Here is a 12856-nt window from a genome sequence, read left to right as displayed (position 1 = left end):
TCGTTCGAAATTGAAGCGCTTCAAATCGAAAGCAAGAAAGTTCGGTTGCGTTGCCGAATTTGCTCTGTTTGGGTTGATCGGTTGGATTTGAAGCGCTTCAAGTTTGCGTCGATGAACGCAAAGACGTCAACCGAGGGTTTGCACGGAAGAGTGAGACTCGGCGCGGTCGTCTCCGAACTTTCCCTATGTCACGATCCTAACAAGAATGCTATAAACTGAGATCAATCTATCAAAAACTGTTGTGCGTCGCACAAGACGCCGGCATACCGATCTCATGCTGGAAACTGCATCGAAGTCCATCGTCGCGTGGCCCGGCAAGGCCCAGGTTCACGCCAGCGCGCGCAATCCCGGCGTGCCGTTCGATCTCGCCTGGCTCGACGGCCTGCGCGTGAATCAGTCGGCGGTGACGCGCCGCGCGTCGACGCTCGGCACGCGCCGCGCGGTCAAGAAAGACGCGCAGGCGGCGTGGCTGCTCAAGGCCATCACCTGCATCGATCTCACGACGCTTTCCGGCGACGACACGCATGGCCGCGTCGAACGTCTCTGTGCGAAGGCGCGCCGTCCATTGCGCGACGATCTGCTCGACGCGCTCGGCATGCCGCCTCTGTCGATCAAAACGGGGGCGGTGTGCGTCTATCACCGTTACGTCAGGACGGCAGTGAACGCGCTCGAGGGCAGCGGCATTCCGGTCGCGGCCGTATCGACGGGCTTTCCCGCTGGCCTCAATCCGCACGAACTGAAGTTGCGCGAGATCGAGGCATCGGTGAGAGATGGCGCCTCCGAGATCGATATCGTCGTCACGCGCGAGCATGTGCTGACGGGTAACTGGAAAGCGCTCTACGACGAGATGCGCGATTTCCGCGCGGCATGCGGCGACGCGCACGTCAAGGCGATTCTCGCGACCGGCGATATCCGCACGCTGTCGAATGTCGCGAAGGCATCGATGATCTGCATGATGGCCGGCGCCGATTTCATCAAGACATCGACGGGCAAGGAAAGCGTCAACGCGACGCTCGACGTGTCGCTCGTGATGGTGCGGATGATCCGCGACTATCTCGCGCGCACGGGCGTCATGATCGGCTTCAAGCCGGCGGGCGGCGTGTCGACTGCGAAGTCGGTGCTCGAGTATCAGATCCTCATGAAGGAAGAGCTCGGGCGCGAATGGCTAGAAGCGGATCTGTTTCGCATCGGCGCATCGAGCCTGCTCGCGGATATCGAACGCCAGCTCGAACACCATGTGAGCGGACGTTATTCGTCGTTCAATCGCCATCCCGTCGCCTGATCCAACAGACTTCACTAAACAGCCTCATGAGCGTTGCCGAATACTTCTCTTCGATGGAATACGGACCCGCACCGGAAGACGATCGCGCCGCGCGCGCATGGCTCGATCAGCATGACGGGCGCTTCGGTCACTTCATCAACGGCGCATGGCGCGACAGCGACGACGCCGCGCGCTTCGACTCACGAGAACCCGCGACCGGCCGCGTGCTCGCATCGATCGCGCAAGGCACGGGAGCGGATGTCGATGCCGCTGTGCAAGCCGCGCACGATGCGCTCGAAGGCTGGCAAGCCATCGGCGGAGCGGGGCGCGCGCGTCATCTCTATGCGCTTTCGCGCATGGTGCAGCGGCACAGCCGTCTCTTCGCCGTGCTCGAATCGCTCGACAACGGCAAGCCGATCCGCGAGTCGCGCGATATCGATATACCCCTTGTAGCAAGGCATTTTCTGCATCACGCGGGATGGGCGCAACTGCAGGACAAGGAGTTCGCGGACTGGGCGCCGCTCGGCGTGATCGGCCAGATCGTGCCGTGGAATTTCCCGCTGCTGATGCTCGCGTGGAAGATCGCGCCGGCGCTCGCGCTCGGCAATACCGTCGTGCTGAAGCCCGCGGAATTCACGTCGTTGACGGCGTTGCTGTTCGCTGAATTGGCGCATCGCGCGGGCTTGCCGAAGGGCGTGCTCAACATCGTCACCGGCGATGGCAGCACGGGCGCGGCACTCGTCGAACATCAACGCGTCGCGAAGATCGCATTCACGGGATCGACCGAAGTGGGCCGTCAGATTCGCGCGAGCACGGCGGGTTCGGGCAAGTCGCTCACGCTCGAACTCGGCGGCAAGTCGCCGTTCATCGTGTTCGACGATGCCGATATCGACAGCGCCGTCGAAGGTGTCGTCGATGCGATCTGGTTCAATCAGGGACAAGTGTGTTGCGCGGGCTCCCGTCTGCTCGTGCAGGAAGGCATCGAAGCGCGCTTCGTCGAGAAGCTGAAGCGCCGCATGGATACGCTGCGCGTCGGCACGTCGCTGGATAAGGGCATCGACATGAGCGCGGTCGTCGACGACATTCAGCTCGAACGCATTCGCGCGCTCGTCGACAAGGGCGAGCGCGAAGGCTGCGAAGTCTATCGATCGCCGCGTGCCACGTTGCCCGAGAGCGGTGCATTCTTTCCGCCGACGCTCGTCACCAACGTCGCGCCCGCATCGACGCTCGCGCAGGAAGAGATCTTCGGGCCCGTGCTCGTGACGATGAGCTTCCGCACGCCGGAAGAAGCCGTTGCGCTCGCAAATAACACGCGCTACGGCCTTGCCGCGAGCGTGTGGAGCGAGAACATCAGCCGCGCGCTCGACGTCGCGCCGCGCCTGCAATGCGGCGTCGTGTGGATCAACGCGACCAATCTCTTCGATGCGGCGGTCGGCTTCGGCGGATATCGCGAGTCGGGCTTCGGACGCGAAGGCGGACGCGAGGGCATCTACGAATACCTGAAGCCGCGCGCATGGGCCAAGCTTCCGGTGCGCGGCGAAACGAAATCGTTGCAGGCGCAACCGGATTCGCTCGTCGATGCGGGCAATGTGAGTGCGCTCGATCGCACGGCGAAGCTCTTCATCGCCGGCAAGCAGGCGCGGCCCGACAGCGGTTATTCGCGGCTCGTGCATTCGCCCGCCGGTGAGATCGTCGGCGAAGTGGGCGAAGGCAATCGCAAGGACATACGCAATGCGGTCGCGGCCGCGCGCGGCATGACGAAATGGTCGTCGGCGAGCGCGCACAACCGCGCGCAAGTGCTGTACTACCTCGCGGAAAACCTGAGCGCACGCGCCGATGAATTCGCGAAGCAGCTCGTCACGCGCGCCGGTTCGAGCGAGCGCGATGCGAAGCGCGAAGTCGATGCATCGATCGCGCGGTTCTTCACGTATGCCGCTTGGGCCGACAAGTACGACGGCGCCGTGCATGCGCCCCCGCTGCATGGCGTCGCGCTGGCGATGCACGAAGCGCTGGGCGTGATCGGCATCGTGTGTCCCGATGAAGCGCCGTTGCTCGGGTTCGTGTCGCTCGTCGCGCCCGCGCTCGCGCTGGGCAATCGCGTGGTCGTCGTGCCGAGCGAGACGTGTCCGCTGATGGCGACGGACTTCTATCAGGTCGTCGAGACATCGGATGTGCCGGGCGGCGCGCTGAACATCGTCACCGGCGATGCGCGTTCGCTGGCTCAAACGCTCGCGCAACACGATGACGTCGATGCGCTCTGGTGCTTCCACGGCGCGTCGCTATCGGCGATGGTGGAGCGCGAGTCGATCGGCAATCTGAAGCGCACGTTCGTCGATCAGGGCCGCGTGTTCGACTGGCACGATGCCGCAAGCGAAGGGCTGCCTTTCCTTCGACAGGCGGTGCAAGTGAAGAACATCTGGGTGCCGTACGGAGACTGATCAAGGAATTGACTCGGCGCGATTCCGATACGGAACGCGCTCATGCATGGAGGAGACGCTGTGCTGAAGAACATCGATCCGCTCTTGAACGCCGATATCCTGTACGCGCTTGCCGCGATGGGCCACGGCGACGAAGTGGTGATCTGCGATGCCCATTTTCCCGCTGACTCTGTCGCGCGCAAAACGGTGCTCGGCCGCGTGCTGCGCATGGACGGCGTGAGCGCGCCGCGTGCGGTGCGCGCCGTGTTGTCGGTGCTGCCGCTCGATACGTTCGTCGACGATCCCGCGGGCCGCATGGAGATAGTTGGCGATGCAACTACCTTGCCCGCCGTGCAACGGGAAGCGCAACGCGAAGTGGACGATGCCGAAGGCCGCGCGCTGCCCTTCGCGCCGGTCGAACGCTTCGCGTTCTACGAGCGCGCGAAGAACGCATATTGCGTGATCGCGACGGGCGAAGCGCGCGGCTATGGCTGCTTCATCTTCAAGAAGGGCGTGCAACTCGCGCCGGATGCGCCCGAAGCCGCGCACGGAGGCACGCGATGAAAAGCGTCGTCATTCTCGGCATCTATGTGACGGACCTCGCGTTTCGCGCGCAACGCATGCCGCTGCTCGGCGAAACGGTCGCGGGTTCCGCGTTCCAGATGGGACCGGGCGGCAAGGGCTCGAATCAGGCGGTGGCCGCCGCACGCGCGGGCGCGGACGTGATCTTCTGCACCCGCATCGGCGCGGATGCGTTCGGCGATATCGCGCAGGCGACATGGAGCGCCGAAGGCATCACATCGCGCGCAACGGTAATGAACGATGTCGCGACGGGCGCCGCGCATATCTATGTCGATGAGAACACGGGCGGCAATGCGATCATCGTCGCGGCGGGCGCTGCGGGCACGCTCGCGCCCGAAGACGTCGATGCGATCGAAGACGATATCGCGCGTGCCGGCGTCTTCGTCACGCAGCTCGAACAACCGATTCCGGCCGCGCGCCGTGGACTCGAACTCGCGCGCAAACATGGCGTGACGACGGTGTTCAATCCCGCGCCCGCCTTGCCGCTGACGGACGATATCTATCCGCTTTGCGACTACATCACGCCGAACGAAACCGAAGCGCAGGCGCTCACCGGCATCGAGATCGCTTCGGCGGACGACGCACGCCGCGCCGCGAACGTACTGCTCCAAAAAGGCGCACGCGCCGTGATCGTCACGCTCGGCGAAGCGGGCGCGCTCTTGCATACGTCGAACGAATCGACGCTCGTGCCTGCTTTCGAATGCGGCCGCGTCGTCGAGACGGCGGGCGCGGGCGATGGCTTCACCGGCGGCTTCGCGGCGGCGCTCGCACGCGGCGAAAGCCCTGTGGATGCAGTGCGCTTCGGCTGCGCGCTCGCGAGCATTTCGGTGACGCGTCCGGGCACCGCGCCGTCGATGCCGCGTCTCGATGAAATCAACGCGCTGCTAGCGGAAAGGAGCGTCACGCAATGAAAGCGTCGAAGTGGCTCGCCGATCGCCAGTTCAACTTTCTGATCGGCGTGAACGTGCTCGTGGTGATCGTCGCAACGTGGATGTCGCACGGCCAGTTCCTCGACATCGACAATCTTCAGTCGATGGGCGGCCAGTTGCCCGAGCTCGGCCTGCTTGCGCTCGGCATCATGCTGTCGATGGTGTCGGGCAACGGCGGCATCGATCTGTCGGGCGTGGGCCTTGCGAATCTCTCCGGCATGGTCGCCGCGATGATGCTGCCGCATATGGTCTCCGCCGACGATTCGCCCGCGCTCTATACCGCGGTATTCGTATGCATCGTCATGGTGATGGGTGCGCTCGGCGGCTTGCTCAATGGCGTCGTCATCGCGAAGCTGAAGCTCACGCCGATTCTCTGCACGCTCGGCACGCAGTTGCTCTTCACCGGCATCGCGGTGGTGTTGAGCAACGGCGCATCCGTGCGCGTGGAATACGTCGATCCGCTGTCGAACATCGGCAACGGCACCTTCCTGCAAGTGCCCATTTCACTGTGGATCTTCATCGCCGCGGTTCTGCTGCTCGGCTGGATTCTGAAGCGTACGCCGTTCGGCCTGCGTCTCTATCTGATGGGCACGAACCCGAAGGCCGCGTTCTACGCGGGCATTCCGCGCGCGCGCATGCTGATTCTCACGTATGGCATGTGCGGCGTGCTCGCCTCGCTCGCGGGTCTCATCAGCGCGACGCATACGTCGAGCGCGAAGTGGGACTACGGCAATTCGTATCTGCTGATCGCGATCCTGATCGCGGTGATGGGCGGCGTGAATCCGGCGGGCGGTTATGGACGCATCGTCTGCGTGTTTCTCGCCGCGACCGTGTTGCAATTTCTGTCGAGCCTCTTCAATCTGCTCGGCGTATCGCAGTTTTTCGGCGATTGCGCGTGGGGCTTCCTGCTGCTCGCATCGCTTGCATTCGCGGGCGGCGATCGCGTGCGCGCGATCTTCGGCATCGGCGGAGCCGCGCCCAAGAGCAATGTTCCACCGCCGCCCGCATCGACCGGACGTTAGTGTTGCGTGTGATGTTCAAAGAGACCAATGGATAGATAAAGGAGACAACGCAATGAAGCTGAGCAAACTGGGCACCGCACTCACCGCGATCGCACTCGCGGCGGGCGCGATCGCAGCGGCGCAGGCCGCGACTAACGAAACCATCGTGACGGTCGTGAAAGTGACCGGCATCAACTGGTTCAATCGCATGGACGAAGGCGTGAAGGAGTTCGGCAAGGAGAATCCGAACATCAACGCATATCAGACGGGTCCGGGCCGCGCCGACGCCGCGCAGCAACTCAAGATCATCGAGGATCTGATCGCGAAGAAGGTCACGGCAATTGCGGTAGTGCCCTACGATCCGCCGACGCTCGAACCCGCCCTCAAGAAAGCGATGGATCGGGGCATCAAGGTTGTCACGCATGAAGCGGACAACGCGAAGAACACGATGGTCGACATCGAAGCCTTCGACAACACCGCATACGGCGCGGGCCTGAACGAGCGTCTCGCGAAGTGCATGAACAATCAGGGCAAGTGGGCGGTGCTGGTCGGCTCGCTCGGCTCGCGCTCGCAGGTGCAATGGGCCGATGGCGGCATCGGCAATGCGAAGGCCAAGTATCCGAAGATGGATCTGGTCGAACCGAAGCTCGAAACGAATAACGATGGCGAGCGCGCGTATCAGGTCGCGAAGGAAGTGCTGCGCAAGCATCCGGATCTGACGGGCTTCCAGGGTTCGTCGTCGCTCGACGTCATCGGTATCGGCCGCGCGGTCGAAGAGGCCGGCAAGGTCGGGAAGATCTGCGTGTACGGCACCGGCTTGCCGACCGAAGCGGCCAAGTTCCTCGAAAGCGGCGCGATCAACGGCATCGCGTTCTGGGATCCGAAGCTCGCCGGTCTCGCGATGAACAAGGTCGCGCAGATGCTCGTCGACGGCAAGGAAGTGCAGAACGGCGCAGACCTCGGCATCACCGGCTATAACAAGGTGACGGTCACGAAGGGCCCGGGCAAGGGCGTGATCGTGCGCGGCACCGGCTGGGTCGATGTCGACAAGTCGAACTACAAGCAATACAACTTCTGATGCCATTCGCGAGGCGCACTGCGGTGTGCCTCGCTCGACTACACGATATGACACCGCTCCTCGAAGTCGTCGATATCCATAAACGTTTCACCGGCGTCTATGCGCTGCGTGGCGTAAGCCTCTCGTTCGAGCGCGGCCAGATCTATCACTTGCTCGGCGAGAACGGTTGCGGCAAGAGCACGCTCATCAAGATCATCTCGGGCGCGCAACCGCCCGATGAAGGCGAGCTCGTGATCGAAGGCGCGCGTCATAAGAAGCTTTCGCCGCTCGAATCGCTTTCGGCGGGCATCGAAACCGTTTATCAGGACTTGTCGCTGCTGCCGAACATGAGCGTCGCGGAGAACGTCGCGCTGACATCCGAACTCGCGGAACATGCGGGCAAGCTCGCGCGCACGTTCGATCGCAAAGCGCTCGCACAAACCGCCGCGCGTGCGCTAGAAGCCGTCGGACTGCCGGGCGACGCGGATTTCCAGAAGACGCTCATCGAGCAACTGCCGCTCGCGACGCGCCAGCTCGTTGCGATCGCGCGCGCCATTGCGAGCGAAGCGAAGTTCGTCATCATGGACGAGCCGACGACATCGCTCACGCAGAAAGAAGTCGATAACCTCATCGCCGTGCTTGCGCGTTTGCGCGCGGATGGCGTCGCCGTGCTGTTCGTGAGTCACAAGCTCGACGAGTGCTATGCGATCGGCGGCGAAGTGATCGTGCTACGCGACGGCCAGAAGATGGCGCAAGGTCCAATCGAAAACTATACGAAGGCGCAGATCAGCGAGCTCATGACGGGCAAGCATCTGTCGACGGAACGCTATCGCGCGGAAGGTGACGGAGGCGCGTCGCAGATCGTGCTCGACGTGCAAGGTCTCGGCCGCAAGGGCCAGTTCGCCGATGTGTCGTTCAAGCTGCACAAGGGCGAGATTCTCGGCGTGACAGGTCTGCTCGATTCGGGCCGCAACGAACTTGCGCGTGCGCTTGCGGGCGTCGCGCCTGCGGATACGGGCACGGTGACGCTCGACGGTATGCGCGTGCGTCTGCATTCGCCCGCGGATGCGAAGGCGCAACGTATCGGCTATGTGCCCGAAGACCGCCTGAACGAAGGGCTTTTTCTCGACAAGCCGATTCGCGACAACGTCGTCACCGCGATGATCGCGAGCCTGCGTGACCGCTTCGGTCAGATCGATCGCAAGCGTGCGCAAGAGCTTGCCGAGCGCACCGTGAAGGACTTGCAGATCGCGACGCCCGATGTCGACAAGCCGGTGCAATCGCTTTCGGGCGGCAACCAGCAGCGCGTGCTGATCGGCCGCTGGCTCGCGATCGATCCGCGCGTGCTGATCCTGCATGGTCCGACCGTGGGCGTCGATGTGGGATCGAAGGACATCATTTATCGCATCATGCAGCGGCTGTCGAAGGAGGGCATCGGCATCATATTGATCAGCGACGACCTGCCCGAACTGCTGCAGAACTGCGACCGTATTCTGATGATGAAGAAAGGCCGCGTCGCGAACGAATATCGCGCGGATCGCTTGAACGAGGCCGATCTTTATCACGCGCTACTTTCAGAGGCAGCATGAGCATGAGCGAATCCATCCGCCGCACGGGAAGCGAGACGATGCCGCAACACGCGGCCCAGGTCGCGCCGCGCGTGCGCAAGGGCAATCTGTATGCGCAGCTGATGCGCAATCCGGAGTGGTTCACGGTCGGGCTGATCGTGGTGACGTGTCTCGTCGTGGGCAGCATCAATCCGCGCTTCTTCCAGTTCGCGACACTGTTCGACATGCTCCATTCCGCGACGACGGTCTCGCTCTTCGCGCTCGGCACGCTCGTCGTGCTGGCGTCGGGCGGCATCGACGTGTCGTTCACGGCAATCGCCGCGTTGACGATGTATTCGATCACGAAGGCTGTCTTCGCTTGGTGGCCGGAGTGCCCGTTCGTGCTGATTCTGCTTGCGGGCGCAATCGGCGGCGTGATTCTCGGCGTCATCAACGGCATGCTCGTGCATCGATTAAAAGCGCCTTCGCTGATCGTCACCATCGGCACGCAATATTTGTATCGCGGATTGTTGCTGACGTTCGTCGGCACGCAGTTCTTCATGAACATTCCGCACAGCATGGATACGTTCGGGCGCCTGCCGCTGTTTTTCTATCACACGCCGGATGGCTTGCGCGCGGTTTTGCCGGTGTCCGTGCTCGCGCTCGTGATCGCGGCGATCGTGACCTGGTGGCTGCTCAATCGCACGATGATGGGCCGCGGCGTCTATGCGATGGGCGGCTCGCTCGCCATTGCAGAACGTCTCGGTTATAACTTGCGCGCCATTCATCTTTTCGTGTTCGGCTATACCGGCTTGCTGGCGGGCGTGGCGGGCATCCTGCACGTGTCGACGAACCGGCTTGCGAACCCGTTCGATCTCGTCGGCACGGAACTCGATGTGATCGCGGCGGTGATTCTCGGCGGTGCCCGCATCACGGGCGGTACGGGAACGGTGGTGGGTACGCTTTTGGGCGTCGTGCTGGTGACGCTCATCAATAGCGTGCTGATTCTCATCGGCGTGCCGAGCACCTGGCAGAAGGTCATCATCGGCGCGTTCATTCTCGTTGCGGGGACGTTGTTCGCGCTGGGACGCAGACAGTAACGCCCTTCGAAAAGCGGAACAAAAAAGGCTCGTTCGAAACCTGAACGAGCCTTTCTGATTTTTATCGGAACGATTCAGACGCGTTTGCGGAGCTTCTGACCTTCCTCGGTAATCACCGAATCGAACTCGGAAAGCTGCGAGAAGCGCACGGCCTTGACCTTGCCGAACTTGCTCGCATCGACGACGAGATGACGTTCCACCGAACTCGCCATCGCGGCTTGCTTGATGGCGACTTCATGAAAGTTCCAGCACGTCACGCCGCGCGCTTCATCGACGCCGCCCGCCGACATGAACGCCTTGTTGATGCCCATGCGCCGCAAGGTTTCGACGCTCTCGTCGCTGGCGAACGATTCCGATGACGGCACATAGACGCCGCCGAGCAGGATCATCCGCACGTTGGGCTTGCGCCGCAAAATTTCCGCGACATTGAGCGAATAGCACACGACAGTGAGATGCATCTCCGTGGGAATCTGCCGCGCGAGCGTGGTCAGCGTCGTGCCGCAATCGATGAAGATGGTTTCGCTATCCGCGAGCAGACGCGCCGCGTGATTCGAAGCGACCGCCTTCGCTTGCGCGAAATGGTCTTTCTCTTCCTCGATCGTGTAGCCCGCGTTGGGGACATCGGCGGCGCTGACGATATAGCCGCCGAGATACGTGAACTGGCCGGGATGCGCGGCGATATCGCGGCGCACCGTCATCTCCGAAACGCCGAGCAGCGCGGCCGCATCGCGCAGACGCATCACGTTCTGTTTTTCGAGCGCGCCGGAAAGGGCACGCAGGCGGTCGTTCTTGGCCATCGGAGCGGCGCGAGGAATGATGTTAGCTTTTATTCGCGGGATGAAAGAATTATAACAATGCAAGCCGCATTTTTAACGGCTTGCATGCGGCGGCGCGGGTAAATCCCGAGGTTCAGGACTTGCGCGTATAGCGCAGCCAGACGACGTCGTGTTCCAGTTTTTCGATGGAATCCAGCTTGAGGTAGGCGGGCGTTTTCCACTTGTCCATCGCGACTTCGAACGACGACGTATGCGCTTCGCGTCCGTCGACGAGCGGCATGATCAGCACGCTGACTTCGTCGGCAAGCTGCGCATTGACGAACGCGCCCGACACATGTCCGCCGCCTTCGACGATCAGCTTCTTGATCTTCAACTCGCGTTCGAGCGTTTCGACGACGCGCTTCAGTTCGATATCGTCCTTGCCGCCGAACACATACGATGCGTCGATCGATTGCAGATACGCGAGGTAATCGTCATCGACGCTCTCGCTCAGCACTTCGACGATATGCGATTCGAGCGCCGTATTGCTCTTCCAGGCGACACGTCCCTTCCGATCGATGGAAATCGCGTACTGGCTCGCGTCGCGTTTCGCGAAATGATCGGTGCGTGGAATCGGACCCTTCGCGAGCCCGCGCGGATAGTCGCGGTCCTTGCCATGCGAGATTTCCTGCATCGTGACGCGGCCGCATACCCACGCATCGGCGTTGAAGCGCGCGGCGGTGTCTTCGTAGGTGGGCGACGCGAAATCGAGGTTCCAGTTATCGGTGAGACTGCGGCCGTCGATCGACGACATCATGTGACAGACGATATGCATCTTCTTCTCCGTGCAGGAAAGGGCTTCGATGCAACGGCCGATGCAAGCGCTGTGCCGCCTGCGAAGATCAGCCAAACGCGAGAAAATAAGTAGCTCTTCCGCATTTTTTCGCAACGCTTATCGTCATGTCAGATCTCGCTACTCCTCTTGCACGCCGCGCGGATATCGATCCGAAGCCGCTCGGCATCGCCGCGTTGTTGATCGTGCTCGGCGCGGTGTATCTCGGGCAAACCGTCGGCGCGCGCCAGGCTGCGCTTTACGTGGTCGGCGCGCTGCTCGGCGTCTCGCTTTATCACGCGGCGTTCGGTTTCACGTCGGCGTGGCGCGTGTTCATCTCCGATGGCCGCGGCGCCGGGCTGCGCGCGCAAATGCTGATGCTCGCGGTCGGCGTCGCGCTGTTCTTTCCCGCGCTCGCGGCAGGGTCGCTGTTCGGCACGCCGGTGACCGGGCTCGTGTCGCCGGTAGGGACGTCGGTGGTCGTGGGCGCGTTCATCTTCGGTATCGGCATGCAACTGGGCGGCGGCTGTGCGTCGGGCACGTTGTACACGGTCGGCGGCGGCAGCACGCGAATGATCGTGACGCTCGCTGCGTTCATCGCGGGTTCCGTCATCGCGACCGCGCACATGCCGTTCTGGACCGCATTGCCGCAAATGCAACCGGTATCGCTCGTGAAGACGCTCGGCGCGGGGCCCGCGCTCGCCGTCAACTGGATCGTGTTCGCGCTGATCGCGGCGGTAACGGTCGTCATCGAGAAGCGCCGTCATGGCAAGCTCGTCGCCGCGCACGTGCAGCCGGCGCATACATCGCCATGGCTGCATGGACCGTGGCCGCTCGTGGCAGGCGGCATCGCCCTCGCCGTGCTCAACTTCGCGACGCTCGCACTGTCCGGGCGTCCGTGGGGCATCACGTCCGCGTTCGCGTTGTGGGGCGCGAAAGCGGCGGCCCTGTTCGGCGTCGATACCGCGAGCTGGCCATACTGGATGAGCAAGGCCAACGCGGCCGCGCTCGCCGCGCCGATTTCTCACGACGTTACATCCGTGATGGATATCGGCATCGTGCTCGGCGCGATGCTCGCCGCCGCGCTCGCGGGCCGCTATGCGCCCGTCTGGCGCGTGCCGATGCGCTCGCTGATCGCGGCGATCGTCGGCGGCTTGCTGCTCGGTTATGGCGCGCGGCTCGCGTACGGCTGCAACATCGGTGCGTATTTCAGCGGCATCGTATCGGGCAGCCTGCATGGCTGGCTGTGGCTCGTCGCGGCCTTCTTCGGCAATGTAGTCGGCACGCGACTGCGTCCGTTTTTCGGACTCGAAGTCGAGCGCGTGCGGCCGACGGCTTGCTGAGAGTCACACCGCGCGTGACACGTTCGTTCCGT

General features: G+C 62.8%; 11 protein-coding genes. 9 read left to right on the top strand and 2 right to left on the bottom strand.

The genetic code is table 11. The features are described from left to right. Nucleotides 1-274 precede the first annotated feature (274 nt). The 8 genes from deoC to NCS67_RS22180 are packed head-to-tail and all read left to right on the top strand — an operon-like array spanning nucleotide 275 to nucleotide 9894. Nucleotides 275-1282, top strand: coding sequence for a deoxyribose-phosphate aldolase (gene deoC / locus NCS67_RS22215; protein ID WP_250436587.1), 1008 nt, complete (start codon nucleotides 275-277; stop codon nucleotides 1280-1282). 26 nt (nucleotides 1283-1308) lie between these two features. Continuing rightward, complete coding sequence (locus tag NCS67_RS22210; protein ID WP_250436584.1) at nucleotides 1309-3699, top strand: aldehyde dehydrogenase family protein; 2391 nt, start codon at nucleotides 1309-1311, stop codon at nucleotides 3697-3699. A 60-nt stretch (nucleotides 3700-3759) separates the two neighbouring features. Then, nucleotides 3760-4242 carry an RbsD/FucU family protein gene (locus NCS67_RS22205; protein WP_008348185.1) on the top strand — a complete coding sequence of 161 codons (483 nt, stop codon included), beginning with the start codon at nucleotides 3760-3762 and terminating at the stop codon, nucleotides 4240-4242. Continuing rightward, on the top strand, nucleotides 4239-5171 hold the full coding sequence (rbsK, locus tag NCS67_RS22200; RefSeq protein ID WP_008348182.1) for a ribokinase: 933 nt from the start codon (nucleotides 4239-4241) through the stop codon (nucleotides 5169-5171). Before NCS67_RS22205 ends, rbsK begins: the two co-directional genes overlap by 4 nt. Next, on the top strand, nucleotides 5168-6211 hold the full coding sequence (locus NCS67_RS22195; protein WP_008348180.1) for an ABC transporter permease: 1044 nt from the start codon (nucleotides 5168-5170) through the stop codon (nucleotides 6209-6211). Before rbsK ends, NCS67_RS22195 begins: the two co-directional genes overlap by 4 nt. Before the next feature lie 52 nt (nucleotides 6212-6263). Further along, nucleotides 6264-7268 carry a substrate-binding domain-containing protein gene (locus NCS67_RS22190; protein ID WP_250436582.1) on the top strand — a complete coding sequence of 335 codons (1005 nt, stop codon included), beginning with the start codon at nucleotides 6264-6266 and terminating at the stop codon, nucleotides 7266-7268. Between the two features lie 47 nt (nucleotides 7269-7315). Further along, nucleotides 7316-8836: a sugar ABC transporter ATP-binding protein gene (locus tag NCS67_RS22185; protein WP_250436581.1), complete on the top strand. Its 1521-nt coding sequence runs from the start codon at nucleotides 7316-7318 to the stop codon at nucleotides 8834-8836. A gap of 38 nt (nucleotides 8837-8874) precedes the next feature. After that, entirely contained in the window at nucleotides 8875-9894 is a 1020-nt protein-coding gene (locus NCS67_RS22180) for an ABC transporter permease (protein WP_235366231.1), read from the top strand. Between the two features lie 74 nt (nucleotides 9895-9968). Here the strand turns inward: NCS67_RS22180 and NCS67_RS22175 are convergent, their stop codons facing one another. Together NCS67_RS22175 and NCS67_RS22170 are read right to left on the bottom strand one after the other, a co-directional pair. Next, a complete protein-coding gene (locus NCS67_RS22175) occupies nucleotides 9969-10691 on the bottom strand; it encodes a DeoR/GlpR family DNA-binding transcription regulator (RefSeq protein WP_008348173.1) in 723 nt (240 codons plus the stop codon). A 112-nt stretch (nucleotides 10692-10803) separates the two neighbouring features. Then, the gene (locus tag NCS67_RS22170) at nucleotides 10804-11484 is read right to left on the bottom strand and encodes a dihydrofolate reductase family protein (protein ID WP_250436580.1); all 681 of its coding nucleotides are present in this window, start codon (nucleotides 11482-11484) and stop codon (nucleotides 10804-10806) included. Nucleotides 11485-11609: 125 nt separating this feature from the next. Between NCS67_RS22170 and NCS67_RS22165 the strand changes: the two genes are divergently transcribed. After that, nucleotides 11610-12824 carry a YeeE/YedE family protein gene (locus NCS67_RS22165; RefSeq protein WP_008348170.1) on the top strand — a complete coding sequence of 405 codons (1215 nt, stop codon included), beginning with the start codon at nucleotides 11610-11612 and terminating at the stop codon, nucleotides 12822-12824. Nucleotides 12825-12856: the final 32 nt, after the last annotated feature.

The sequence above is a fragment of the Caballeronia sp. ATUFL_F2_KS9A genome (genome assembly GCF_023630765.1).
Taxonomy (GTDB): Bacteria; Pseudomonadota; Gammaproteobacteria; order Burkholderiales; family Burkholderiaceae; genus Caballeronia; species Caballeronia zhejiangensis.
This window is presented reverse-complemented; position numbering and strand designations above follow the sequence as displayed.